General features: G+C 70.8%; 19 protein-coding genes. 15 read left to right on the forward strand and 4 right to left on the reverse strand.

Annotated features, from left to right (window positions below):
• Positions 1-63: 63 nt before the first annotated feature.
• The 9 genes from AAD496_RS04475 (at position 64) to ligA (ending at position 12,458) form a co-directional block, all read left to right on the forward strand.
• Positions 64-1,035, forward strand: coding sequence for a co-chaperone YbbN (locus AAD496_RS04475; protein WP_349827439.1), 972 nt, complete (start codon positions 64-66; stop codon positions 1,033-1,035).
• Positions 1,036-1,051: 16 nt separating this feature from the next.
• On the forward strand, positions 1,052-2,794 hold the full coding sequence (locus tag AAD496_RS04480; RefSeq protein ID WP_349827440.1) for a DUF8094 domain-containing protein: 1,743 nt from the start codon (positions 1,052-1,054) through the stop codon (positions 2,792-2,794).
• An 80-nt stretch (positions 2,795-2,874) separates the two neighbouring features.
• Entirely contained in the window at positions 2,875-3,225 is a 351-nt protein-coding gene (locus AAD496_RS04485; RefSeq protein WP_349827441.1) for a hypothetical protein, read from the forward strand.
• Entirely contained in the window at positions 3,216-3,701 is a 486-nt protein-coding gene (locus tag AAD496_RS04490) for a hypothetical protein (RefSeq protein ID WP_349827442.1), read from the forward strand. Before AAD496_RS04485 ends, AAD496_RS04490 begins: the two co-directional genes overlap by 10 nt.
• Positions 3,702-3,780: 79 nt before the next feature.
• On the forward strand, positions 3,781-5,184 hold the full coding sequence (locus tag AAD496_RS04495) for a cysteine desulfurase family protein (protein WP_349827444.1): 1,404 nt from the start codon (positions 3,781-3,783) through the stop codon (positions 5,182-5,184).
• Complete coding sequence (gene mnmA, locus AAD496_RS04500; protein WP_349827445.1) at positions 5,181-6,335, forward strand: tRNA 2-thiouridine(34) synthase MnmA; 1,155 nt, start codon at positions 5,181-5,183, stop codon at positions 6,333-6,335. The genes AAD496_RS04495 and mnmA overlap by 4 nt, the downstream gene beginning before the upstream one ends.
• Positions 6,336-6,377: 42 nt before the next feature.
• Positions 6,378-8,750, forward strand: a complete 2,373-nt coding sequence (locus AAD496_RS04505) for an alpha/beta hydrolase family protein (RefSeq protein WP_349827446.1) — start codon at positions 6,378-6,380, stop codon at positions 8,748-8,750.
• Between the two features lie 93 nt (positions 8,751-8,843).
• On the forward strand, positions 8,844-10,037 hold the full coding sequence (locus tag AAD496_RS04510; protein ID WP_349827447.1) for a uroporphyrinogen decarboxylase/cobalamine-independent methonine synthase family protein: 1,194 nt from the start codon (positions 8,844-8,846) through the stop codon (positions 10,035-10,037).
• Between the two features lie 90 nt (positions 10,038-10,127).
• A complete protein-coding gene (ligA, locus tag AAD496_RS04515; RefSeq protein WP_349827448.1) occupies positions 10,128-12,458 on the forward strand; it encodes an NAD-dependent DNA ligase LigA in 2,331 nt (776 codons plus the stop codon).
• Positions 12,459-12,615: 157 nt separating this feature from the next.
• On the opposite strand, the gene AAD496_RS04520 is transcribed toward ligA, so the two are convergent.
• Both AAD496_RS04520 and AAD496_RS04525 read right to left on the reverse strand, forming a co-directional pair.
• Complete coding sequence (locus AAD496_RS04520; protein ID WP_349827449.1) at positions 12,616-14,253, reverse strand: solute symporter family protein; 1,638 nt, start codon at positions 14,251-14,253, stop codon at positions 12,616-12,618.
• Entirely contained in the window at positions 14,250-14,690 is a 441-nt protein-coding gene (locus AAD496_RS04525; RefSeq protein WP_349827450.1) for a DUF485 domain-containing protein, read from the reverse strand. The genes AAD496_RS04520 and AAD496_RS04525 overlap by 4 nt, the downstream gene beginning before the upstream one ends.
• Positions 14,691-15,035: 345 nt before the next feature.
• Between AAD496_RS04525 and AAD496_RS04530 the strand changes: the two genes are divergently transcribed.
• Positions 15,036-16,766 carry a nitrite/sulfite reductase gene (locus tag AAD496_RS04530; RefSeq protein ID WP_349827451.1) on the forward strand — a complete coding sequence of 577 codons (1,731 nt, stop codon included), beginning with the start codon at positions 15,036-15,038 and terminating at the stop codon, positions 16,764-16,766.
• Positions 16,767-16,768: 2 nt separating this feature from the next.
• Positions 16,769-17,509 carry a phosphoadenylyl-sulfate reductase gene (locus AAD496_RS04535; protein WP_433913719.1) on the forward strand — a complete coding sequence of 247 codons (741 nt, stop codon included), beginning with the start codon at positions 16,769-16,771 and terminating at the stop codon, positions 17,507-17,509.
• A 39-nt stretch (positions 17,510-17,548) separates the two neighbouring features.
• On the opposite strand, the gene AAD496_RS04540 is transcribed toward AAD496_RS04535, so the two are convergent.
• Together AAD496_RS04540 and AAD496_RS04545 are read right to left on the reverse strand one after the other, a co-directional pair.
• Complete coding sequence (locus AAD496_RS04540) at positions 17,549-17,992, reverse strand: HIT family protein (protein WP_349827453.1); 444 nt, start codon at positions 17,990-17,992, stop codon at positions 17,549-17,551.
• A gap of 57 nt (positions 17,993-18,049) precedes the next feature.
• Complete coding sequence (locus tag AAD496_RS04545) at positions 18,050-20,578, reverse strand: helix-turn-helix transcriptional regulator (protein ID WP_349827454.1); 2,529 nt, start codon at positions 20,576-20,578, stop codon at positions 18,050-18,052.
• 694 nt (positions 20,579-21,272) lie between these two features.
• Here AAD496_RS04545 and gatC point away from each other — a divergent pair.
• From gatC to AAD496_RS04565, 4 genes are all read left to right on the forward strand, one after another.
• A complete protein-coding gene (gatC, locus tag AAD496_RS04550) occupies positions 21,273-21,578 on the forward strand; it encodes an Asp-tRNA(Asn)/Glu-tRNA(Gln) amidotransferase subunit GatC (protein ID WP_349827455.1) in 306 nt (101 codons plus the stop codon).
• Between the two features lies 1 nt (position 21,579).
• Complete coding sequence (gatA, locus tag AAD496_RS04555) at positions 21,580-23,088, forward strand: Asp-tRNA(Asn)/Glu-tRNA(Gln) amidotransferase subunit GatA (protein ID WP_349827456.1); 1,509 nt, start codon at positions 21,580-21,582, stop codon at positions 23,086-23,088.
• A gap of 32 nt (positions 23,089-23,120) precedes the next feature.
• A complete protein-coding gene (gatB, locus tag AAD496_RS04560; protein WP_349827590.1) occupies positions 23,121-24,602 on the forward strand; it encodes an Asp-tRNA(Asn)/Glu-tRNA(Gln) amidotransferase subunit GatB in 1,482 nt (493 codons plus the stop codon).
• Between the two features lie 200 nt (positions 24,603-24,802).
• On the forward strand, positions 24,803-25,849 hold the full coding sequence (locus AAD496_RS04565) for a M14 family zinc carboxypeptidase (protein WP_349827457.1): 1,047 nt from the start codon (positions 24,803-24,805) through the stop codon (positions 25,847-25,849).
• Positions 25,850-26,034 lie beyond the last annotated feature (185 nt).

Consider the following 26,034-nt stretch of genomic DNA (forward strand, 5'->3'; position numbering starts at 1 on the left):
ACCGCAGGGCCGTGTAGCCTGACAGGTCGCCCGCATGATGCACACGGAAAGGACCGACGTCTCGTGACCGTTCCCCCCTCCCCGCAGGATCCACAGGCCGCAGCGCCCCAGGGTCTCGACCTGTCGGCGGCCCGCTCCGTCGCAACCGAGCAGGCCCCTGCCTCCGCAGCAGGCGCTCCCGCCGGTGGTGCGGCCGCCGGTGGCGTGCCCGTGCCCTCGCTCGTGTTCGAGGCCGACGAGCAGACCTTCAACGACGTCGTCGCCCTGTCGGAACAGGTGCCGGTCGTCGTCCACCTCGCCTCCGACAAGTCCCCGGAGTCAACCCAGCTGGGCGAGTCGATGGCCACGCTGGTCCGTGCCGAGGGCGGAGCTCTCGTGCTCGTGCGCCTGGACGTCGAGGCGAACCCGCGCGTGGCACAGGCACTGGCCCAGGCCTTCCAGGCCCAGGTCGTCCCGACGGTCGGCGCGCTCGTCAAGAGCCAGCCGGTGCCGCTGTTCCAGAACGCGGTGCCCGAGGGCCAGATCAAGGACCTGTTCGGGCAGCTCAAGCAGCTGGCCGCACAGAACGGTGTGACCGGTACCGCTGTCGCCCAGGACGGCGGCGACCAGGCCCCGGCCGAGGACCCCGTCGCCCACCCCGAGGCGATCGCCGCCATGGAGGCCGGTGACCTCGACGGTGCCGCCGAGATCTACCGCCGTGCGCTCAAGGAGAACCCGGGCGACGACGACGCCCGCGTGGGTCTGGCCCGTGTCGGCCTCCTCGGCCGGGTCAAGGACCTCGACCTCCAGCAGGTGCGCGATGCCGCGGCCCGCGACACGAAGGACGTGGACGCGGCCCTCGACATGGCCGATCTGGACGTCGCCGGCGGTTTCGTCGCCGACGCCTTCGCCCGTCTGCTCACGGTCATCCGCCTCGTGGCCGGTGACGACCGCGAACGTGTCCGCGTCCGGCTGCTCGAACTCTTCGAGGTCGTCGGCGTGCAGGACCCCCGTGTCGTCAAGGCCCGGGGTCAGCTGATGCGCGCCCTGTTCTGAGGCGACGGCCACACCCATGACCCGTCTCGTCCTCGCCGTGGTGAGCGCGCTCGTCGGCGTGCTGCTGCTCGTGCCCGTGGTGTCTGCCCTGTCCGTCGTCGGCCCCGACGACGTCACGGAGACTCCCGTCCTCACCCTCGACGACGGCGTGAGCGCGTTCGTGCTCAACCAGGGGGTCGTCCCCTACGAGAACACGACCGCGGCCCTCCATGTGCGGGCACCCGAGGGCACACAGGTGTTCCTCGGGCAGGCCAACGGGGTGGACGTCCGTAGTTACCTGGCCGGCGTGTCGACGGACGAGGTCACCACCGTCACCTTCCCGGGGTCCCTCGAGCACCGGTCCCGGGACGGTGCCGAGTCGCCGGGCGCCTCGCCGGACAGCCGCGACTGGTGGACCGAGCAGCAGGTGGGCACCGAGGTCTCCCACACCTTCGACCTCGAGGCGGACCCACAGATGCTCGTCGTGCTCCCGGCCGCGGCCGCCGCGGAGGACGGGACCGCCGAGGACGGTGCGGAGGACTCCGAGGCCGCCGAGGCGCCCGCCACCCTCGACGGCACCCAGGTGTCGATGTCCATGCGCACCGACGGGGTCTTCGGTCTTGCGGTGCTGGGTATCGGCCTCGTCGTGCTGTTCCTGGGGCTCGGTGCCTTCTTCTTCCTCCTGTGGTGGAACGGTCGGATCCGTCCCCGCAAACGGCGGGTAGGCACGGTGACCTCCGGCGCGGGCCCGACGGACTCCGCGACGTCCGGTTCCGATCGGGGCGCCGTGCGACCACGGCTGCTCGTGCCGGCCGCCGCCGTGGTGCTCGCCCTCGTGCTCGCCGGGTGTGCCCCGCTCGACTTCGCCCGTCCCTCCCAGCCGGTCCTGGAGGAACCCCGTCGCCCGGCGGTGCTCCCCGGCGGAGGCGCGGCCTTCATGGAGAACTACACACAGGTGCTGGAGGAGGCACTCGATTCCGGGGGCGACGGGATCGACCGGACCATGTACGGTCCGATGCTCGACCGCACCCGGGCCGAACAGGTGATCGCCGAGGCGGGCGGCAGCGAGCTGAGCGCCGTGCACTTCGCCCGGGTCACCGCGGCGGGCCCCACCTTCACCGAGTACCCCTTGTGGTTCCTCGCCTTCGCGGAGCCGACGGAGGACTCCGAGAACGTCCAGGTCCTCCTGGCCACCCGCGAGTCGGCCTCCGAGGAGTGGATGGTGCCCCAGGGCCTGTTCGTCCCGCGCTCGCAGATGCCCACCCTCGTCACGGACGAGAGCGGCGGGGTCCCCGCGGCCCCGGAGGCACACGGGCAGGTGGCCGACCAGATCTCCAGCCAGTTGGCCGGGTACCTGGAGACGGGGAACCTCACGGAGATCGACGGGGTCGCCACGGAGTTTCCGACCGAGGCCTTCAGCGACTTCCGGTCCTACGTCGACGAGTTCGCCGCCTCCGAGGACTTCGAGAGCGTGGGTGTCGAGTGCGGTGAGGACACGACAGTCGACCTCGGCGCGCACGCGCTCACCACGGAATCCGGATCGGTCTCCGTCGGGGAGATGCGCTGCACCATCACCTTCAGTGTCGCCTCGTCCTATTCGCTGGACCTCGGCGAGCAGATCGAGGCGGTCATGACGACGGACTCCGACGGCAACACCGTGTCGATCCACTCCTCGCTGCCGTACTACGTCAACCTCACCGGGACGGAAGGCGACGACCCCTCGGCCTTCGTGTCCGCCCCGGATTGGTTCCTGCTCTCCGCGGAGACCGCCACCGGGTGACACCACCGGTGCGTGACCGCAGGCCCGCGGCGTGAGCCGTCCCACGGACCCGGCGCTTCCACCGGCCGTAGAATGGCCCGGTGATCCCGGCACTCACCTATGCGTTCTACGCCCTCTGCGTGGCCTACACCCTGTGGGCGGTCGTCACGACCGTCCGGGGCGTCCCCGCGGGGAAGTGGCTCATCCTCTCGACCGGCGCCCTCGAGGTGCTCCTCGTCGTCCAGGGGGTCCTCGCGCTCGTCCTGTGGGGGCGACACGACGGGACGGATGCGCTCCTGTTCTTCGGGTACCTGCTCACCGCCGTCGTCCTCGTCCCCCTCGCCGGCGCCTGGGCGTGGGCGGAACTGAGTCGGTGGGGGCCCGCGGTGCTCGCGGCCGCCGGGATCACCGTGTTCGTCATGATCGAGAGGATGGACCAGATTTGGGTCTGAAGGACGCACTGTCCCGGCGTGAGGAGAAGTCCCGCCCGGACCTCACCGCCGCCGAGGCGACCGCCGGCACCTTCTCCGCCATGCGGACCGGGCCGGGCAGGCTCCTCGCCGCCCTGTACGGCTTCTTCACCCTCGCCGCCGGGATGCGTTCGGTCGTCCAGATCCCCCGGGACTTCGACCAGGCGCCCGTGGCGCTCACACTGTCCGGGATCGCCGCGGCCGTGTACCTGGTCGCGACCGTCTGCCTGGTCGTGAGCACCCGGATCACCCACCACGTGGCGGTCGCCTCGTGCGTGTTCGAGTTCGTGGGCGTCGTCGTGGTCGGATTCCTCAGCCTCACCCACCCGGAGATGTTCCGGGTCGACTCCGTGTGGTCGTTGTTCGGGATCGGGTACGGGTTCGTGCCGCTCGTCCTCCCGGTCCTCGGCCTGTGGTGGCTGCGTCACGTGAGCCGCACGGTCCGCGCATCCGCCTGACCGCGTGAGAGTGCGCAACCGCGTGAGAGTGCGCACAGACCCCTGGGGTGGCCGGGACCACGGGCGTAGAATCGTTCCAGTGCGTGCTTACTTCGACCACGCCGCGACCTCGCCCCTGAGACCGGAGGTCCTGACGGCGTACACCGCGGAACTCACCCGTGTGGGCAACCCGTCCTCGCTCCACGCGGAGGGCCAGTCCGCCCGCATGCGGTTCGAGACCGCCCGGGAGGACCTGGCCCGCGTCCTCGGTGCCTCTTCCCCGGCCGAGGTCCTCTTCACCTCCGGCGGCACGGAGTCCGACAATCTCGCCCTCAAGGGCATCTTCTGGGCCCGCAACGGCGTCCCCGCGCAGGCACCGGCCCAGGCCCGGGCCGCCGCGTCGGCACCGTCCACGCACACCTCCGCACCCACGGACCTGCCCCGCCCCCGGATCCTCGTCTCCACGGTCGAACACCACGCCGTCATGGAGACCGCCGAATGGCTGGAGACTCAGGGTGCCGAGGTCGTGTGGCTCCCCGTCGACACCGAGGGTCGCCTCGACCTCGACGCCTTCGCCGCACATCTTTCTGCGGCCCCGGAACGCACCGCCCTCGTCTCCGTCATGTACGCGAACAACGAGATCGGCACCCTCCAGCCGCTCGACCGGGTCGTCGAACTCGCCCATGCCCATGGGGTCCCGGTCCACACCGACGCCGTCCAGGCCCTCGGCCAGGTGCCGCTCGACTTCGCGGCCACGGGCGTCGACGCGATGACCGTCTCCGCCCACAAGATCGGCGGACCCGTGGGCGTCGGTGCCCTGCTGCTGCGCCGCGACCTCGCCCCGGTACCGGTCCTCCACGGCGGCGGACAGGAACGCGGCGTGCGCTCCGGGACGCTCGACGTCGCCGGCGCCGTCGCCTTCGCCACCGCGGCCGAGCTCGTCACCACCGACCTCGCCGCCCACGCCGCGCGTCTGTGCACACTGCGCGATCGCCTCATCCGCGGTATCGAGACCGCAGTGCCAGACGCCCGCCTCTCCGGCCCCCGCCCGGCGACCGTCGACGCGCCGACCCTCGACGCGCCGACACCAGCTGCTGGCCGTATCCCACCACCCACCCCAGCAGCCGAGGCGCCCTCCCGCCTCCCCGCCAACGTGCACTTCACCTTCCCCGGCGCGGAGGGCGACAGCATGCTGTTCCTCCTCGACGTCGCCGGCTTCGCCACCTCGACGGGCTCGGCCTGCCAGGCCGGGGTGTCCCGTCCCAGCCATGTGCTCATGGCCTGTGGTCGGGACGAGGACACCGCGCGTTCGACCCAGCGGTTCACCCTCGGCCCCGACACGACCGAGGCGGAGATCGACGGGCTGATCACGGCCGTCGCCGAGGCGGTCACCCGCGCGCGGAAAGCCGGCATGGTGTCCGCGACACCCGCCTGGATGGGGGAGAGCACCACCACCCCGCACGATTCCTCTGACCCCGCACCCGCGGAAGGGAGCCCCCTGTGAAGATCCTCGCAGCGATGTCCGGCGGAGTGGACTCCGCCGTCGCCGCGGCCCGTGCCGTCGACGCCGGCCACGAAGTGGTCGGCGTGCACCTGGCGCTCTCGCGGATGCCCGGCACCCTGCGCACCGGCTCGCGCGGGTGCTGCACGATCGAGGACTCCCGCGACGCGCACCGGGTGGCGGGCATGCTCGACATCCCGTTCTACGTGTGGGACTTCTCCGAGCGGTTCAAGGAGGACATCGTCGACGACTTCATCGCCGAGTACTCCCAGGGCCGCACGCCCAACCCCTGCATGCGGTGCAACGAGCGGATCAAGTTCGCCGCGCTCCTCGACCGGGCGCTCGCCCTCGGGTTCGACGCGATCGCGACCGGTCATTACGCCGAGGTGATCCGCGACGCCGAGGGCCGCCCGGAGCTCCACCGCGGCGTCGACATGAACAAGGACCAGTCCTACGTGCTCGGCGTCCTCACGGGGGAACAGCTGGAGCACTGCTACTTCCCGATCGGCGCCTCGGCATCGAAGGCCGAGGTCCGCGCGGAGGCCGAACGCCGCGGCTTCCCGGTGGCGAACAAGCCGGACTCCTACGACATCTGCTTCATCCCCGACGGCGACACGAAGTCGTGGCTGGCGGACAAGATCCCGCTGCGCCCCGGTCTCATCAAGGACACGGAGGGCGAGGTCCTGGGCGAACACGACGGCGCGATGACCTACACGATCGGTCAGCGCAAAGGACTGGGCATCGAACGGCCGGCCGCCGACGGGAAGCCGCGCTACGTCGTCGACGTCGACGCGCGCTCGAACGAGGTGACCGTCGGATCCCGCGCGGACCTGTCCGTCGACCGCCTCGAGGGCATCCGCACCACGTGGTGCGGGACGCAGCCGGAGGACATCGGGACCGGTGAGGCCGGCGCGATCACCTGCGAGATCCAGATCCGTGCGCACTCCGAGCCGGTGCCGGCCCGTGCCTGGCTGGGCGACTACGTGAGCGAACCGCCGGCCTCCGAGTACGCGGTGCCGACCGCCCGCCCCGCCGGTCAGCTCATGCATGTGGCGGTCGACGAACCCCTGTCCGGCGTGGCCCCGGGCCAGACGATGGTCGTCTACCGCGGCACCCGCGTGCTCGGCCAGGCGACGATCGACCGCACCCGCTGAGGCGAAGGACCCGAGGTGCCGCTCACCAGTAGGCTGGAGGGCATGTCGACCGCACCCTACGGCTCCTGGGCCTCGCCGCTGAGCGCCGCCCGTGTCGCCGCGGGCACCGAGCCCGTCCACGACGCCCGGTTCGTCGGCGACGAGATCTGGTTCCTCGCCCGGTCGAACGCCCAGAACGGCCGCAGTGTCCTCTTCCGGACCGCACCGCCGGCACTCCTCACCGGAGCGTCCGCCCGGCCCGAACCCTCCGCGGTCAACGGCTTCTTCCTCGCTCCGGTACCCGTCCTCCCCGCCGGCTACAACATCCGGTCGCGCGTGCACGAGTACGGCGGGGGAGCGTGGACCGTCCTCGTCGAGGGCGACCTCGCCCACTTGTTTTTCGTCGAGGGCGCCGACCAGCGCCTCCACCACGTGCGCGTCCCCCTCCTCACCGGCCCGCAGGCACCCACCACACCCCGCGTCCCGGTCCCGATCACCCCGGCAACCGACGGCCGCGTCCATCACGGCGATCTCGTGGCGGCCGGGGACGGGATCCTCGCCGTTCAGGAGACGGACCTGCCGACCGGCCGCACCGAGCGCGCGATCATCCACGTGACACTCCACCCGCAGGTCTCCGCAGGCCTCCCTCACCCGCCCGCTCCCGAGGCGCCCGCTCCCGCGGCGCCCGCTCCTTCACCGACCCCGGACCCTTCACCGACCCCCGCGGACTCCCCGTTCCCCGCCGACCCCGATGCGCCGATGAGCACGGACGGTCACACCCGGGTCCCGCGCGGACCCCACACGCCGCACCGCACGACCGTGCTCACCCACGGTCCCCACTTCCTCGCGTGGCCGCGCCTGTCCCCGGACCGGTCGATGCTCGCCTTCATCGGGTGGGACCACCCGGACATGCCCTGGGACACGACCGGGCTCTACGTCCAGCGGCTCACCACGGCACCCGACCCCGCCGGGACCGCGCCCGCGGAGACCGGGGCGCAGGGCGCCTCGGCGGCGGACCCCGACCCCCTTGCGCCCGTCGGCTCGCCCCTCCAGGTGTTCGGGATGCCCGAGGAATCGGTGCTCCAGCCCGAATGGGTGAGCAACTCCCGCCTCACGGTGCTCGCCGACCGGTCGGGCACCTGGGACCTCTACCGCCTGCACGTCCCGGACTTCCTGGCCCGGGCCCGCGGCGAGGCCGGGGTGTGGGCCGAGGAGGAACTCCTGTTCCGCCGGGACGGCCACGAGACCGGCGGCCCCCTGTGGACCGTCGGCGCCCGCTGGTACTCCCCGGTCCGCCACGGCACGCGGTTCGTCCTGGAGTCCCGGCGGGGGACGAGCAGCCTCGTGTGGACCCTGCCGAGCACCACGCACGACCACGCGGAGGGACAGACCGTCGACGTCCCCACCCCGCTGACCACCTTCTCCCTCGAGGACGTCTCCGACGGGCCGGGACCCGGGTGGTTCGCGGCCGGGGCGGGGACGGCCCTGCTCATCGGCGGGTCGGGGGAGCGGGTCTCCGGCCTCTACACCGTCGACCTCGCGACCGGGGTGACGGAACCCGTGCACCTGTCGATCGCGCAGCTGCCCGAGGCCGAGTACTTCCCCCGCTGCGAGGTCCGCGAGTTCGAGGGGCCGGAGGGCCCCGTCCACGCCCTCGTCTACCCTCCGCACAACCCCGGGTTCACCGCCGCCGACGGCGAGGCGCCCCCGTACGTCGCCTTCGTCCACGGCGGCCCGACGGGGCAGGCGGTCCCGCAGGTCTCGCTCCACCACGCCTACTTCACCTCACGCGGGATCGGGGTCGTCGACGTCAACTACGGCGGGTCGACCGGCTACGGCCGTGCCTACCGCAACCGTCTGCGCGGACAATGGGGGATCGTCGACGTGGAGGACACCCTCGCGGTCCTCGAAGGACTGGCGGCGGAGGGCTCGGCCGACCGGGCCCGGCTGTCCGTCTCCGGTGGTTCCGCCGGTGGGTGGACCGTCCTGCGGGCGCTCACCACGAGTGACGTCCCGGCCTGTGGCACCTCGTACTTCGGGGTCGCCGAGCTCGCCCGGTTCGTCACCGAGACCCACGACTTCGAGAGCCACTACATCGACTCGCTCGTCGGCCCCCGCGACGACCCGGGGACCGCCGCGGTACTGTCCGAACGCGCGCCCGTGAACCACCTCGACGACCTGCGCGTGCCGGTCGCGGTGTTCCAGGGTGGGCTCGACCCGATCGTCCCGCCCGCGCAGGCCCGGCGCCTCATCGCCGCCCTGGAGGACCACGGACTGCCGTACACCTCCCTGTTCTTCCCCGACGAGTCGCACGGATTCGTCCGCCCCGACAACGTCGCCCGGGCCCTGGAGGCGGAACTGGGCTTCTACGGCCGCGTCCTCGGCTTCGCCACCCCGGGCGTCCCACCCGTGCGGATGCGCGGCCGCGGCCGCTGATCCCACCGATGATCGGGAGTACGGTCAGTGGCGGATCCGACCGCGGAGAACGCCGCTGACCGTACTCCCGATCCACGACCTCAGAAGGGAACGATGACTACCCACCTCCCCGTGCCGTCCCGGGCCGCGACCACCGGCGTGTGGCCGGGTGACGAACCCCGGCTCGCGGCCAGTGACGGTTTCGACGTGCTCGCCGACGCCCACGTGCCCGTCCCGCTCATGTCGACCCCGGCCGAGGGCGACACCCGTTGGGCCGCGGATCTGACCGGGCTCGCGGTGCAGTTCCTCGACGGGATGCCGGTCGACCGGACGACCCGCGGCTGGCGGCTGGCCCGCGGGAGTTCGCCGCGCTCCGCGGCGGACCTGCGCGTCGAGACCTCCCGGTTCCGGCGCACGCTCGACGCCCTCGGGGAATACGGCGAGGGCTTCGCCGGTCGGTTCCTGCTCACCCTGCCCGGCCCCTGGGAACTCCTCCACGCCCTCGACCTGCCCGGCGGCAATCCGGCCCTGTCCGATCCCGGGGCGCGCCGGGACGTCGTCCAGGCCTATGCCGCCGGGGTCCTGGGTCTGCGCGCGGAGTTCGGTCGTCTGTTCGGCCGCGGGACCTCCGGACGCGGCGACGAGGTGCTGCGCCTGCGCCTGCGGGAGGACCACCTCGACGCGATCCTCACCGGCACGGTGCCCACCGCCTCCGGTCTGCGGACCCTGCCGGCCGTCCCCGACCTCCAGGTGGCCGCGGGGCTGCGGTCCTTCCTCGCCCGGTGTGGTGCCGACCCCCTCCTGTCCCTGCCGCGTGCCGGGTTCTTCGAGATCGCGGGCAAGCGGATCCCCCACGGGCGGTTCGCCGCCGAGGTGCTCCCCGCCCCGCCCGACACCGCTGAGATGGGCACCGCGCGCAGTGCCCTGGACGAGACCCCCGCCGAGGCTTCCGTCGCCTCCGGGACCGACCGTCCCGGTCTCGTGGTGCCGCTGCATACCCTGGACGATCACGGGTGGGAACAACTCGCCGTCCTCGTCGAGGAGGGCAGGGGCGTCTGGGTCGGTCTGCCCGCCGGGGCCGGGGACCGACCGGGTGAGGTGTCCCACTGGACGAGAAGTGTGTCCGTGCCGTGGGGCAGGATAGGAATGGGTACGACGGGACTGCGCGATCTCGGCGTGCTCACCGGGTGGGAGGCACCGCACCGTGTCCCGCCGGTCCTGCCGGTTGCGGCCACGACCGCCGCGGCCCGGGGCCAGGCGGAACTCGCGTCCCGGGTGGCCGCGGCGCTCGCGGCGTGGGAGGGCTGAGGTCCCCGGTCGGACCGAGGCCGCGTGGGAGAACTGAGGCAGGTTCGCGCATCGACGCAGGTGTGGGAACCGTGAGGAGTGGGAGGACGCATGACGGACACGAGCGAGGCCCCGCAGGTCGACGCGGGACAGGACCCGGCGCGGGTCCAGGAGCGGATCGCGCATCTGCGCCGGGAGATCGAGGAACACCGCGCGGCCTATCACGACCGTGACGCCCCGACGGTCTCCGACGCCGAGTACGACACCCTGCTGCGCGAACTCGGTGCGCTGGAGGACGCCCACCCCGAGTACGCGAGCGCGGACTCCCCGACCCGGACGGTCGGCGGCACCGTCGACTCCCGGACCTTCGACCCCGTCGACCACGTGGCACGCATGTACTCGCTCGACAACGTGTTCTCGCACGGGGAACTGGACGAATGGTTCCTGCGGGTCGGCAAGCGGATGGCCGGCAAGTCGGAGGAGGAAGCCAAGGAGGAGGCCCGCGCGGAGGCCGCCGCGCTCGCCGCGGACGGGGAGGGCACCTCGGCTGCGGAGACCACGGAGGGCTCCGGGACCACGGAGGCCACCGAGGCCGCGGAACGGGAGAACCGGACCTCCTACCTGTGCGAGCTCAAGATCGACGGTCTGGCCGTCAACCTCCTCTACGAGAACGGGGAACTGGTGCGTGCCGCCACCCGCGGCGACGGCGTGACCGGTGAGGACATCACGGCCAACGTCCGGACGCTGCAGGACATCCCGCACCGTCTGGACACCGACACCCCACCGGCGCGGGTGGAGATCCGCGGGGAGGTCTTCTTCCCCGTCGAGGCCTTCGCGGACCTCAACGCCGGACTCGTCGAGGCGGGCAAGCCGCCCTTCGCCAACCCCCGCAACGCGGCGGCCGGGTCCCTGCGGCAGAAGGACGCGGCCGTCACCGCCTCGCGGCCGCTCCACATGCTCGTCCACGGGATCGCCGCGTGGACCCCGGCCGACGCCGGGCACCCGGAACCGGCGGCCCAGTCGGAGGTCTACGCGCTCCTGGGGGAGTGGGGCATGCCCACGAGCCCGTACTACCGGGTGCTCGACTCCGTGAAGGACGTCCACGCGTTCATCGAGGAGTACGGGCGCAACCGGCACTCGGTGCTCCACGAGATCGACGGGATCGTCGTGAAGGTCGACGACATCGCCACCCAGGAGTCCCTGGGGTACACCTCCCGTGCACCCCGCTGGGCGATCGCCTTCAAGTACCCACCGGAGGAGGTCACGACCCGGCTGCTCGACGTCCAGGTGCAGGTGGGTCGGACCGGCCGTGTCACCCCCTTCGCCGTCATGGAACCGGTGCTCGTCGCCGGCTCCACCGTCGAGCGTGCCACCCTGCACAACGCCCACGAGGTGAAGCGCAAGGGTGTGCTCATCGGCGATACCGTCGTGCTGCGCAAGGCCGGGGACGTGATTCCGGAGGTCCTGGGGCCCGTCGTGGACAAACGGACCGGTGACGAGGTCGCCTTCGTCATGCCCACCGAATGTCCGTCCTGTGGGGCCGAGCTGTACGAGCAGAAGGAGGGCGACAAGGACCTGCGGTGTCCGAACGCCCGCTCCTGCCCGGCACAGTTGAAGAACCGCGTGTTCTACCTGGCCGGGCGCGGTGGGTTCGACATCGAGGCACTCGGCGAGGAGGCGGCGACCGCCCTCACCCAGCCGCTGGAGCCGGAGGTCCCACCGCTCACGACCGAGGCGGACCTCTTCGACCTGCGTGTCGAGGACCTGGCGGACGTCGTCATCGAGCGGCCGGAGCGCAAGAAGGGCGAGCTCACGGGGAGGACGGAGCGCATCCACTACTTCTACACGAAGGCGACCGCCAAGACCCCGAGCAAGCCTCGGAAGAACACGCTCACGATGCTCGACGAGATCGAGAAGGCGAAATCGCAGCCGCTGTGGCGGGTGCTCGTGGCCCTCTCGATCCGGCACGTCGGCCCGACGGCGGCCAAGACGCTCGCCGCGCACTTCCGGACCATGGAGGCCATCCGGGCCGCGAGCACGGAGGAACTGGCCGAGGTCGACGGGATCGGGTCGACGATCGCGGAGTCGCTGGCGGACTGGTTCGCCGTCGACTGGCACCAGGAGATCGTGACGAAGTGGGCGGCCGCCGGGGTCCGGATGGCCGACGAGGAACCGGAGCCCGACGACACCCCGCAGACCCTCGCCGGTCTCACGATCGTCGCGACCGGTTCGCTGTCCGGCTACACGCGGGACGGCATCAAGGAGACGATCACCGCCGCCGGCGGCAAGGTCTCCGGGTCGGTCTCGAAGAAGACGGACTACCTGGTGGCGGGCGAGAAGGCCGGGTCCAAGCTCGACAAAGCGGAGTCGCTGGGTGTCACGGTCCTCGACGAGGAGACCTTCGACAAGCTCCTGGCCGGCGGGCCGGACGCGCTCGGCTGACACGCCCTCTCCCGACCCACCGAGGCGCCAGGTCCGATCCCCGACGCAGGCGGATCGTCCCGTCCCGGACCGCACACCGAGGCGCCCTGGGCTCCCAGCTCGAAGCCGGGAGGCCAGGGCGCCTCGGGAGCGGGGTGTGCCCGTAGCGGGGGATCGGTCAGTGGTCGACCGCGCCCTCCGCACCGTGGCCGGTGAGGGAGCGGACCTCCATCTCCGCGGCGAGTTCCGGGTTCTCCTTGCGGGACTCGGTGATCGAACCGATCCAGCCGAGCAGGAAGCCGATCGGGATCGAGACGATGCCCGGGTTGGACAGCGGGAACAGCACGAAGTCGACGTTCGCGCCGAGCATCGCCGTCTCCGACCCGGAGAAGACCGGGGAGAAGATGATGAGCAGGATGCACGAACCCAGACCGCCGTACATGCTCCACACGGCGCCCCGCGTGGTGAAGCCACGCCAGAACAGCGAGTAGAGGATCGTCGGCAGGTTGGCGCTCGCGGCGACGGCGAAGGCGAGTGCCACGAGGAACGCGATGTTCTGTCCCTGCACGCCGATGCCGCCGATGATCGCGACGGCGCCGATGACGACGACGGTGCGCTTGGCGACCTTGACCTCCTCCTGCGGGTCCGCCTGACCCTTCTTGATGAAGGAGTTGTAGATGTCGTGGGCGAAGGACGCCGAGGCGGTGATGGCCAGACCCGCGACGACCGCGAGGATCGTGGCGAAGGCGATGGCACTCACGATGCCCAGGAGGACCGGGCCGCCCAGTGCGTTGGCCAGCAGCGGCGCCGCGGAGTTCACGCCACCGGGGGCGGCGAGGATGTTGTCGGGTCCGACCAGGTAGGCCGCGCCGTAGCCGAGGACGAGCGTGAACAGGTAGAAGAAGCCGATGAGCCAGATCGCCCACACGACGGACTTCCGGGCCTCCTTGGCCGTCGGCACGGTGTAGAAGCGCATGAGCACGTGGGGCAGGCCGGCGGTACCGAGGACGAGTGCGAGTGCGAGCGACACGAAGTCGAGCGGGAGCTCACCGTACTTGAGGCCCGGTCCGAGGATGGCCTCCGGCGGGGTGGACTGTGAGACGGCGACCGCGTTCTCCATGATCGTCGAGAGGTTGAATCCGTTGAGGGCGAGGACCCAGAGGGTCATGAGGAGAGCACCGCTGATGAGCAGGCCCGCCTTGATGATCTGGACCCAGGTGGTGCCCTTCATGCCGCCGACGAGGACGTAGAGGATCATGAGAGCGCCGACGACGGCGACGACGACCGACTGACCCACGCGACCGTCGATGCCCAGCAGCAGCGACACGAGGCCACCGGCTCCGGCCATCTGGGCGAGCAGGTAGAAGAAGCAGACGGCGAGCGTGGAGATCGCCGCGGCCATCCGGACCGGACGCTGCCGGAGGCGGAAGGACAGCACGTCGGCCATGGTGAACTTGCCGGTGTTGCGCATGAGCTCGGCGACGAGCAGCAGCGCGACGAGCCAGGCGACGAGGAAGCCGATCGAGTAGAGGAACCCGTCGTAGCCGTTGACGGCGATCGCACCGACGATGCCGAGGAACGAGGCCGCGGACAGGTAGTCACCACTGATGGCGAACCCGTTCTGGGTGCCGCTGAAGGAGCGACCACCGGCGTAGTAGTCCGCCGCCGAGGCGTTGTTCCGGCTGGCGCGGAAGACGATGAACATCGTGACGGCGACGAAGGCCGCGAAGATCGCGATGTTGAGGACGGGGTTGTTCTCGACCTCGACGGGCTCGACGCTCGCGAGGACCTGGGGTGCGATGGCGGTCGGGGTCATGCGTTCCCTCCGGTCTGCTCGGCGAGTGCGGCTTCCTCGGCCTCGAGTTCGGCACGGATGGCCTCGGCCTGCGGGTCGAGCTTGCGGTTGGCGAAGGACACGTAGGCCATGGTGATGACGAAGGTCGTGACGAACTGGGCGAGGCCGAGGACCACTCCGACGTTGATCGACCCGACCACCGGGCGGGACATGAAGTCATGGGCATAGGCGCCCAGGAGCACATAGCCGATGTACCAGAGGAAGAACGCCGCGGCCAGCGGCAGGACGAAGGACCGGTGGGTCCTCTTGAGCTGCCGGAACTGCGGGGAGTCCTCCCTCGCGACGAAGTCGACCCTGGATGTGCTCGCGGGACCGGTCGGGGTCCCGTCGGTGCCTCCGGTGGCGGTGTGTGCGCCGTCGGCCGGAGGGTTCTGGGGTTGCTGAGCGTCGTTGCTCATGACACCTCCTCGTGTCTGGTCGGACGGTATCCGACGGCAAGAGTCTAGGAGGTGATACCCGATGCGCAAGTATCTGCGACGAAAAATGTATGGATCGACGTCGAGAGGTCGGTCTTTCAATGTGCACAAGCGTGCCTGACAACCGGGTCGACAAGGTCCCATGACACCTGGAAGAGGCCTTCATGACTCCCTGTGACGACCCTGGACGTCACATAAACACTTGAACATGCAAGTAATGTTAGGTTGGCCCGGCGCACGTGGTCGTACCCACGTGCCGTACACACGGATCCGGCGGAATCCCCTCCCGTCGGGCACACCGACCGGACACGGAAGGACGGGGTGGACATGGCAGCCGACGACACCACCGCGACGATCGCCGCTCCTGCGCGGGGCGCGCGGACGAGTGCGGCCAAGCGCTCCCGGAAGCCCCACGGACAGTGGAAGGTCGACGGGACGGACCCGCTCAACCCGAACGAGGTCTTCAAACAGGAGGACAACGGGCTCAACGTCCGGCAGCGGATCGAGGAGGTCTACTCGAAGGAGGGCTTCGCCTCGATCGACCCGGACGACCTGCACGGTCGCTTCCGCTGGTGGGGTCTCTACACCCAGCGCAAGCCCGGGATCGACGGCGGCCGGACCGCCACGCTCGAGCCGCACGAGCTCGAGGACGAGTACTTCATGCTGCGCGTGCGGATCGACGGCGGGCAGCTCACGACCGAGCAACTGCGGGTGATCGGGCGGATCTCGACCGAGTTCGCCCGGGGGTCCGCCGACCTCACCGACCGGCAGAACATCCAGCTCCACTGGATCCGGGTCGAGGACATGCCGGAGATCTGGAGTCGGCTGGAATCCGTGGGCCTGGGCACGACGGAGGCCTGCGGCGACGTGCCGCGCGTCATCCTCGGTTCGCCGCTGGCCGGTGTGTCCGCGGCGGAACTCATCGACCCCACCCCGCAGATCGAGGAGATCACCGAGCGGTTCATCGGTGACCCGGAACTGGCCAACCTGCCGCGGAAGTTCAAGTCGGCGATCACCGGCCACCCCGCCCAGGACGTCGTCCACGAGATCAACGACATCTCCCTCGTCGCCGTCGAACACCCCGAGCTCGGGGTCGGCTACGACCTGTGGGTCGGGGGCGCCTTGTCGACCGTGCCGCGGCTGGGGGAGCGCCTGGGCGCCTGGGTCGCGCCGGAGAAGGCCGCCGAGGTGTGGCACGGGGTCGTGCAGATCTTCCGGGACTACGGCTACCGGCGGTTGCGGAACAAGGCCCGCCTCAAGTTCCTCATGGCCGACTGGGGCCCGGAGAAGTTCCGGGAGGTCCTGGAGACCGAGTACCTGGGCTACCCCCTGCCGGACGGTCCCGCGCCCAAGCGGCCCACGGGCCCCGGCGACCACATCGGTGTCCACCCGCAGAAGGACGGACGGTTCCACGTGGGCGTCACGCCGATCGTGGGCCGGGTGTCCGGGCCGGAGCTGGAGAAGCTCGCCGACCTCGTGGAGTCCTACGGATCGTTCCGCCTGCGGACGACCCCGCACCAGAAGCTCGTGATCCTCGACATCGAGGGCTCCGACACGGATGCGCTCATCGCCGATCTGGCCGAGCTCGGGCTGAGTGCTGATCCCAGCTTCATCCGCCGCAGCACCATCGCCTGCACGGGGATCGAGTACTGCAAGCTCGCGATCGTCGACACGAAGGACACGGCGAAGCAGGTGGTCCTCGACCTGGAGAAGCGGTTCGAAGGCGAGGACCGGCCGGCGCCCCTGAGCCTGCACATCAACGGGTGCCCCAACTCCTGCGCCCGGATCCAGACGGCCGACGTGGGGCTCAAGGGCCAGATCATCACCGACGAGGACGGCAACCAGGTCCCCGGCTTCCAGGTCCACCTGGGTGGGGGTCTCGCCGCGCACGACCGCCCGGAGGCGGGACTCGGCCGCACCGTCCGCGGACTCAAGGTGCCGGCGACGGGGATCGCGGACTACGTGGAGCGTCTGACCCGGCGGTACACCGCGCAGAAGGAGGGCGAGGAGACCTTCGCCCAGTGGGCGCACCGCGCCGATGAGGAGGCACTGCAGTGACGGTGAGCGAACGACCCCGGACGGGTCTGCGCCGCTCCGCGGCCGACCTCAAGGAGATCGCCCTGGCCGGTGTGGCCGAACTGGGCAGCGGGACCGACCACGAGGCGGACGCGCAGGCGGCCCTCGACTGGGTGGTCCGGACCTTCGAACCGGGAGCGGTGGCGGTCGCCTCGTCGATGGCGAACACGGTGCTGCCGCACTTCGTGTCGCAGTCGATCCCGGGCGTCGACGTGCTGTTCCTCGACACCGGATACCACTTCGTCGAGACGATCGCCACACGGGACGAGGCGCAGCGCAGCCTCGACATCCGGGTCGTCGACGTGACCCCGGACCTCTCGGTGAGCGAACAGGACGAGGTGCACGGGAAGAACCTGTACGACCACGACTCCGAGTACTGCTGCGCCATGCGCAAGGTCGAACCCCTGCGGGACTCCCTGCGCGGGTACGAGGTGTGGATCTCCGGTGTCCGACGCGAGGAGGCCGTCACCCGGATCGGCGCCCCGCTCGTGACCTTCGACCACAAGAACGGGCTCGTGAAGGTCAACCCCTTCGTCCGGTGGACGACGGACGAGCTCTACCAGTACGCGGCGGATCACCGGGTGCCCATGAACCTGCTGCTCGACCACGGGTATCCGTCGATCGGCTGCGAGCCCTGCACCCAGCCGGTCGCACCCGGCGACGACCCTCGCTCCGGTCGCTGGGCCGGCAGCACGAAGGTGGAGTGCGGTATCCACGTGATCTGACGGGCCTCGCGACCGGTGCCGGGACGCTGTCGTCGCGGGTCAGTCCGCCAGGGCCGCGGCGAGGACCCCGCCGACACGGCGCAGCGTCTCCCGGTCACCGGGCACACCCGGTCGCCACGGCGGTCGGAGGGTGTCCCTGTCGTCGTCGCGGTAGCGCGGGATCACGTGCAGGTGGAAGTGGAACTGTGTCTGCCAGGCGTCCGCCCCGCAGCAGTTGAGGAGATTGACCCCGTCGGCGCCCAGGTCGTCGACCACGTGCCGGGCGATCCGCTGGGCCGTGAGCGTCACCGCGCTCAGGTGTCCGGGCGGGATGTCGAGCAGGTCGGTCGAGTGCTCCTTCGGGATCACGAGCAGGTGTCCGTCGGTCGCCGGGAAGATGTCGAGGAACGCGAGGACCGTGTCGTCCTCGAAGATCCGCACCGCGGGCGAGGTGCCCGCCACGATCGCACAGAACGTGCAGTCCTCCGGGGCGTGAACACTCACGGGCATTCCTCCTGGTCGCAGCGGATCCCTGCCCGTCACCCTACCGAGGGTGCGACCTCAGACGTATCCCCAGGTGACGGCCATGGTCACGGCTTCCTGCGGGCTGCGCACCCCGAGTTTCCGGTAGATGTGCCGTACGATCGTCTTGACGGTGTTGACGCTCACGAAGTCCGCCTCGGCCATCTGCGCCCGGGTCATCTTCTGGGCCATGTGGCGGACGATCTGCACCTCGCGCTGGGTGAGTTCGGGCCGGTCCTCGTCGGGGATGAACCGGCGTCCGACGGTCGCGTCGAGGCGCCCCACCTGTTCACTCGTGAGTCCGGCGCCGGCCACGAGACCCGGACGGAGCGCCTCGACGTACCAGGCCGGTAGATAGGTGGAGAGTGCGGTCCCCATGTCCCGGATCCCCGCCCCCAGGGTCTCGGCGCGGGCCGGATCCGGGGACTCGACGACCTGGCGCATGATCGCCGCCTTCGCCCACAGACGTTCCGAGCACGTGGGGTCGTCGATGGCGCGGCCGGCCCAGTCGCGGGCCGCGGTCCGGTCCCCGATGAGGGCCCCGAGCCACGAGGAGTAGTAGGCCGCACTCGCGCTCGCACCGGGCGGGTACTCCTTGATGGCGTCCTGTGCCCGGGCGCTGTTGCCCGCGAAGATGTACGACTCGACGCGGGCGCCGGCGAGCAGGGTGCGGGCGAAGACGGATTCCAACATCGTGGACCGCTCCCGCTCGTAGCGCTCGGACAGGCGGATGGCCAGGGACTGTTGGTTCGAGTGGGAGAGGATGCGCACCCGGGCGGCGGCGAGGACCGGCCACATCTCGTCGGTGTCCATCGCGTCGTCGAGCACGGCGGACACCTGTTCGGCGGACACGGGGTCGAGGTCCTCGAGCGCCATCCATATCCGTGCCAGATCTCCGGCGCGGGTGAGGTAGGGCACGCCCCAGGTGACACCCTCGAGGGCGGCGGCGAGTCGATCGAGCCACAGCAGGCAGCGGGCACGCGTGCCGTACAGCGCGTTCCACAGGGCCAGCCGACCGGCGGCATCGGCGGTGACGAAAGCGTTCTTGGTCGAGGTCGCCCGCCGCCAGGCCTCCTCGAAGGCGTCGAAGGCGCGGTCCGGTTCGCCGGAGAGCTGGAAGGACAGACCAGCCCGGACGAGCCCGCAGGCGGCCAGGAGGGTCAGGTGGGACCGTTCCGGGACGGCCTGGGAGATCTCCGCGAGCTCCTCGGCGGAGGCCAGGGCCTCGTCGAACCAGCAGTGCATGCTCTGGAAGGCCGTGAGGGCCAGCCGTTGGTTGAGGTGCCGGGCAGTGGGTTCCTCGGTGCGGTCGTAGGGCACGAGCGTGTCCGTGTACCGGTCGGCCAGGCGGCGGGCACTCCTGTGCTCCGAGCGGGTGAGGTGGACGTAGAAGGAGTCGCCGGAGACGTTCGAGGCCAGTGCCCCGGCCACGAGCGCCTCGGGGTCGTCGGACTCGGACCAGCCGGGCATGTAGGTCTGCAGGTCCCCGAGCGCCCGGTTGCCCTCCTCGGTCAGGGCGTGGACCCAGGACCCGAGGGAGAAGACGATCTCCGGGGACCGGTCGTTGAGCCGGTGGAGGGCTCGCAGTGCCTCCGTGAAGTGTCCGTGGGAGTCCGCGGCGCGGGCCGACCGCAGCCAGCCCACGCGGGCGTCCTCCGGGGAGGCGGACTCGACGAAGCCGGTGAGGGCGGTGCGCACCAGACGCGGCACGAAGGCGTTCTCCGGCTCCAGACCGCGGACGATCCCGGCGGTCCGCAGGCGCTGGATCGTCGCGACGGGCACGGTGGGAGACGCGAAGGTCGTCATGACCTCCGGATCGAGGCTCGTGAGGAACCCTGCGGCGAACAGGGCGCCCTGGTCGGGGTGGGACAACAGCCACGAGGTCCACGCGGTGTCAGTGGTCGGCTGGAGTTCGAAGGACCGTGCGGCGATGTCCCGTCCGCGCAGGTGGGCGAGCCGGGCGACGGCGAACGACCACCCGCCCGTGGTCCGCCACAGCTCGGCGACGTCGCAGTCGGAGACCTCGCCGTGCTCGGCCATGAGTGCGGCGATCTCGTCGCGGGTGTACATGAGGTCCGCCGGCCCGCACACGTGCGCGAACCGTCGCCGCCACGGTGTGGGGTCCGGCAGCGTCCCGCCGAGCACGATCGCGATGTGGCACCCGGGTGAACTCTCGCGCAGTGCGTCGATGGCGGGCAGTGCCTGCTCGATGCGGTCCCGGTCGAGGGGCGACCGGGCGTCGACGAGCAGCCCGCACGGGCCGTCGTCCGGGGCCGCCGGCGAGGTGCCCTGTTCTGATCCCCGACGCAGTCGGTCCGTCCCTCCCCGGTCCGCGGTCGAGGTGCCCTGGTCCGTCGAATCCTCGGGGTCACAGCACAGGGACGCGTCGCGAAGGGCGTCGGTGCCGCGGCCGGCGAGGAGGTCGGTGAGGGTGATGGTGCAGCAGCGGGAGGTGGTCTTGTCCAGCCATTCCCCGGCGTAGCGCATCCGGCCGGAACCGGCAGGTCCGGTGACGACGAGGAGGTCGACCTCGGGGGTCGACGAGAGGACGCGGCGGACGGACGGCATGTCGGTCCTCCTCACTGGGTCCGGTGTGGTGCGACGAATGATTCGTTCACCGGGTGGTCAGTGGACGGGTCGGCGGGCGGTGGGCCCCGCCCGGGACGAAGCGGGTCACCCGAGGGGTGATGATGCGTCGGTTCCCGGCACGAAGCCGCGTGGTGGGGTGATCCTAGAGCCTCCGAGGAAGCAGGAACAGGGTTCGATCGGTAGCGGAAACCGGTGTCATGGCCTGGCCATGAGCCTGTCAACAGGGAGGACGCGGTACAAGCGGCAAATTACGACAAATGCGCAAAACCACCCTCCGCGTCACCCCTCGGTGTGTCGTCCGGTGACCGGACGTGACGAAGGGTGACGTGCCGGGGACTGTCCGCGCAGTCGTGACAGGCAGGGCGACCTGCCTGGATGGGACACCTCGGGAGCGAGTGCCGGGGCGGGGTGGGCTCGGTTGCGTCGGGGAGTGGGCCAGAGTGCCTCGGGATCGGGTGCCGGGCAGGGTCGGTCCGGTTGCGTCGGGGATCGGATCAGGGCGCCTCGGGAGCGGGATCCCGGAAGCGCTACGGGCGATAGACTGGCGGGCGATCACCGACACCACCGGGGCGAGCGCGCCCGTGCACGGTCGTGTGCGTACACGCGGTGTGCGTACACGGGCAGCGCAGGCGGGCGCCGGAGCCCCGGGCCACTTGGAGAAGAAAGGGTGACGATGCCGGAGGAATCCGCAATCACCACCGAGGACGTGGCGCACCTGGCCGGCCTGGCCCGGATCGCCATGTCGGAGGAGGAACTGGCCGCGCAGGCGAACGACCTGGGCGCCATCCTCGCCAATGTCGCACGCGTGAGCGAGGTGGCCACCGACGAGGTCCCGGCCACCAGCCACCCGATCCCGCTCACCAACGTCATGCGCGCCGACGTCGTGGGCGAGACGCTGACGAACGACCAGGCACTCGCCGGGGCACCGGCGTCCGACGAGGAGAAGTTCCTCGTCCCGCAGATCCTCGGGGAGGAGTGAGATGACGGACCTCACCACGCTCAGCGCGGTCGAACTCGCGGCCGGGCTGCAGACGGGGGAGTACTCCTCCACCGACGTGACGAAGGCGCACCTGGCGCGCATCGAGGCGGTCGAGCCGACCGTCCACTCCTACATCACGGTGACCGGTGAGCAGGCGCTCGCCACCGCTGCGAAGGTCGACGCCGACCGGGCCGCGGGCGCGGACCTGCACCCCTTCGCCGGTGTGCCCGTCGCCCACAAGGACCTGGTCTGCACGACGGGCATCCGGACGACCGCGGGGTCGAAGATCCTCGCCGACTGGGTCGCCCCCTACGACGCGACCGTCTACGCGCGTACCCAGGCCGCCGGCCTGCCGCTGCTGGGCAAGACGAACCTCGACGAGTTCGCCATGGGCTCGACGACCGAGCACTCCGCCTTCGGCAACACGACGAACCCCTGGGACACCTCGAAGGTGCCCGGCGGGTCCTCCGGTGGTGCCGCGGCCGCCGTCGCCGCGTACGAGGCGCCCCTGTCCGTGGGCACCGACACCGGCGGTTCCGTCCGCCAGCCGGCCGCCTTCACCGGCACCGTCGGCGTGAAGCCCACCTACGGCTCGGTCTCGCGGTACGGCGTCATCGCGATGGCCTCCTCGCTCGACCAGGTGGGGCCGCTGGCCCGCACGGTGTCCGATGCGGCCGCGCTCCACGGCATCCTCGCCGGGCACGACCCGCACGACTCGACCTCGCTGCCCGGGGACGTCCCGGACTACCTGGCCGCGGCGAAGGCCGCCGCCGAGTCCGGCTCGCTCGCCGGCAAGAAGCTCGGTGTCATCAAGCAGCTGGTCTCCGACGCCTACGAGCCCGGGGTTCGCGCGGCCTTCCAGGAGGCGCTCGACGTCGCTGCGAGGAACGGGGCGGAGATCGTCGAGGTCGACTGCCCGTCGCTCGGGTACGCACTCGACGCCTACTACCTCATCATGCCCTCCGAGGCGTCCTCGAACCTCGCCCGCTACGACGGCATGCGGTTCGGCCTACGGGTGGAGCCGGAGGACGGCCCCGTCACCGCCGAGACCGTCATGGCCGCCACACGTGCCGCCGGGTTCGGTGCCGAGGTCAAGCGCCGCATCATCCTGGGCACCTACGCCCTGTCGGCGGGCTACTACGACGCCTACTACGGGTCGGCGCAGAAGGTCCGCACCCTCGTGCAGCGGGACTTCGCCGCCGCCTTCGAGCAGGCCGACGTCCTCGTGTCCCCGACCGCACCGACGACGGCACTGCCCTTCGGTGCCGAGAAGGACGCGGCGGACCCGATGGCCCTGTACCTGGGCGACATCGCCACGATCCCGGCCAACCTGGCGGGCATCCCCGGCATGTCGTTGCCGGCGGGTCTGTCCGAGGGCATGCCGGTGGGCTTCCAGCTGCTGGCCCCGGCCCGCGAGGACGTGCGCCTGTACGAGGTGGGTGGCGCCCTGGAGGCCACCCTGGACGCAGCCCGCGGCACCACGGTGCTCGCGCAGGCACCGGAACTGTGAGGGAGAGCGCCATCGTGTCGAAGCCAGCACTCATGAAGTACGACGAAGCCGTCTCGACGTTCGACGTCGTCCTCGGGATCGAGGTCCACGTCGAGCTCGGGACGGCCACCAAGATGTTCGACGCCGCCCCCAACTCGTTCGGCGCCGGACCCAACACGAGCATCACGCCCGTCTCGCTCGGACTGCCGGGAGCCCTCCCGGTCGTCAACGAGAAGGGTGTCGAGTACGCCGTGAAGATCGGCCTGGCACTCGGCTGCGACATCGCCGAGTCCTGCCGGTTCGCCCGGAAGAACTACTTCTACCCGGACGTGCCCAAGAACTTCCAGACCTCCCAGTACGACGAGCCGATCGCCCACGACGGCGCGCTCGAGGTGGAGCTGTCCGACGGCTCGCTCGTGCAGGTCCCGATCGAGCGGGCCCACATGGAGGAGGACGCCGGCAAGAACACCCACGTCGGTGGTGCGACCGGCCGGATCCACGGGGCCGACCACTCGCTCGTCGACTACAACCGCGCCGGTGTGCCGCTCGTCGAGATCGTCACCCACCCGATCGAGGGCACGGGGGAGCGGGCACCGGAGGTCGCCTCGGCCTACGTCCGGACGCTGCGGGACATCTTCAAGGCTCTCGGTGTGTCCGAGGCCCGGATGGAGCAGGGCAACGTGCGTGCGGACATCAACGTGTCCCTGCGTGAGTCGCCCGACGCCCCGCTGGGCACCCGCACGGAGACGAAGAACGTCAACTCCTTCCGCTCGATCGAGAAGGCCGTCCGGTTCGAGATCCAGCGGCAGGCCGCGATCCTGTCGGACGGCGGATCGATCCTGCAGGAGACCCGGCACTTCCACGAGGACACCGGGGAGACCTCCTCGGGCCGTCCCAAATCGGACGCCGACGACTACCGGTACTTCCCGGAGCCGGACCTGGTCCCCGTCGAGCCCTCGCGGGAATGGATCGAGGAGATCCGGGCGAACCTGCCGGAGCTGCCGGCCGCACGTCGCCGCCGCCTCATCGAGGAGTGGGGCTTCTCCGATCTGGAGATGCGCGACGTCATCAATGCCGGCCTGCTCGACGCGATCGAGGACACGGTGAAGGCCGGTGCCACACCCGCGGCCGCGCGCAAGTGGTGGACCGGTGAGGTCGCCCGTCGTGCCAAGCAGGACGAGGTCGAGGCGGACACCCTCGTGTCGGCCGCGCACGTCGCCGAACTGGCCGGGCTGGTCGACGCCGGCAAGCTCAACGACAAGCTGGCCCGCAAGGTCCTGGGCTTCGTCATCGACGGTGAGGGTGCACCCGCCGAGGTGATGGCGGCCAAGGGCCTGGAGATCGTCGAGGACGACGGCGCGCTCGAGGCCGCCGTCGACCAGGCACTGGCGGACAACCCGGACGTGGTCGAGAAGATCCAGGGCGGCAAGATGCAGGCCATCGGCGCGCTCATGGGTCCGATCATGAAGGCGACCCGCGGCCAGGCCGATGCCGGCAAGGCCCGCGAGATGATCATGGCCAAGATCAACGGCTGATCACGGGCTTCCGGTTCTCCCGGGCCCGCCGAGAGGGCACATATCCGCTGATTCCGGTGTGGAATCCACGGATATGTGCCCTCTCGACGGTTCGGAACCGTCGAGAGGGCGGGGCGCTTCGGCCGCGGGGGTCTTCCGTTCAGCGGACACTCAGGGTTGACTGTGACGTGACCCTCGATCCCCGAACGAAGGAGAACGACGTGCGTACTCGTCGTCCTGTCGCCGCCCTCGCTGCGGCCGCCCTCGCCCTGCCACTGGCCGTCACCGCGCTCTCCGGACCCGCGACCGCGAACCCCGCCTCGACCCCGAACGGGCCCTACGTCCAGTGCGGGCTGCAGCCGGTCGTGCTGAACGGGCTGCTCTCCAACGACCAGCTCCAGCAGGAACTCGACCGGCTGGAGGCCACCCGTGGTGACGTCGTGTCCGTCGAGGAGATCGGCCGTTCCGTCGAGGACCGGCCGCTCCACGCAGTGACCGTGGGTACCGGCCCGCGTACCCTCGTCGTCCAGACGCAGATCCACGGGGACGAACCGATCGGGACCGAGGCCGCGGTGCAGCTGCTGAAGAACGTGTCTGCGCCGACGCCGGCCGCCCAGGAGGTCCGCGACGCCGTGACGCTCGTGGTCCTGCCGCGCCTCAACCCCGACGGATGGGAGCGGTACAACCGGGACGACTGGGCGAGCGGCATCGATCCGCGGCGCAACAGTCACAATGTCGACCTCAACCGCACCTTCGGACCCTCCGACCAGGACATGAGCCTGGCGCCGGAGTCCGCCGCGGTCCAGGACTTCCTCCGCGACCTGCAGCCGGAGCTCGTCCTGGACTACCACCACCAGGTGACCTACGGGACCGCGGACGGGGACATGGTGACGATGTCGCTCATGTGGGGCACGCACCCGGACGTGCCGACGGAGGTCGCCGACACCGGGAAGCGGGCCGTGTCCGTCATCGCGGACGGGGCGTCGCGCAACGGGCACGCGACCGTCACGCTCTACCCGCAGTCCGACACGGCGACGACCGCGCGCAACGGGCTGTCCCTGGAAGGCATACCGTCCCTGCTCATCGAACAGCGCGGGCAGCAGGAGGCCGGGCAGAAGTCCGCCGGAGCGCTCACCAAGGAGGCGCTCACGAGCATGGAGTCGGTGCTCGACTCCTTCACCGACGGCGGATTCGACTCCGTCGACCCGGAGAGCGCCTTCGACCTGCCCGAGCGCGGCGACCGGATCCGGACCTCCTGCAAGGAATGAGAGGTGGGTGGCACCCTCCTTCCGTGAGCCCCTCGGGGTGACTCACAGACAGCCTGCCACTCACGGCCGGCACTCGTCCGGTTCCGACTGAGATCCGGTTCCACGTGATCTCGTTTCGGGAGCGGAGGCGGCCGCGTCCGGGTGGGACGCCGGGAGGGCGGGGCGCCTCGGCGGCGGGGGATGTC

The organism is Brevibacterium litoralis (genome assembly GCF_040212315.1).
Lineage (GTDB): Bacteria > Actinomycetota > Actinomycetes > Actinomycetales > Brevibacteriaceae > Brevibacterium > Brevibacterium litoralis.

Bases quoted from the DNA above. Each gene is read 5' to 3' on its own strand.
- AAD496_RS04480 (WP_349827440.1), top strand. From the start codon at position 1,052: ATGACCCGTCTCGTCCTCGCCGTGGTGAGCGCGCTCGTCGGCGTGCTG.
- AAD496_RS04505 (WP_349827446.1), top strand. From the start codon at position 6,378: ATGTCGACCGCACCCTACGGCTCCTGGGCCTCGCCGCTGAGCGCCGCC.
- AAD496_RS04510 (WP_349827447.1), top strand. From the start codon at position 8,844: ATGACTACCCACCTCCCCGTGCCGTCCCGGGCCGCGACCACCGGCGTG.
- ligA (WP_349827448.1), top strand. From the start codon at position 10,128: ATGACGGACACGAGCGAGGCCCCGCAGGTCGACGCGGGACAGGACCCG.
- AAD496_RS04520 (WP_349827449.1), bottom strand. From the start codon at position 14,253: ATGACCCCGACCGCCATCGCACCCCAGGTCCTCGCGAGCGTCGAGCCC.
- AAD496_RS04525 (WP_349827450.1), bottom strand. From the start codon at position 14,690: ATGAGCAACGACGCTCAGCAACCCCAGAACCCTCCGGCCGACGGCGCA.
- AAD496_RS04530 (WP_349827451.1), top strand. From the start codon at position 15,036: ATGGCAGCCGACGACACCACCGCGACGATCGCCGCTCCTGCGCGGGGC.
- AAD496_RS04545 (WP_349827454.1), bottom strand. From the start codon at position 20,578: ATGCCGTCCGTCCGCCGCGTCCTCTCGTCGACCCCCGAGGTCGACCTC.
- gatC (WP_349827455.1), top strand. From the start codon at position 21,273: ATGCCGGAGGAATCCGCAATCACCACCGAGGACGTGGCGCACCTGGCC.
- gatA (WP_349827456.1), top strand. From the start codon at position 21,580: ATGACGGACCTCACCACGCTCAGCGCGGTCGAACTCGCGGCCGGGCTG.
- gatB (WP_349827590.1), top strand. From the start codon at position 23,121: ATGAAGTACGACGAAGCCGTCTCGACGTTCGACGTCGTCCTCGGGATC.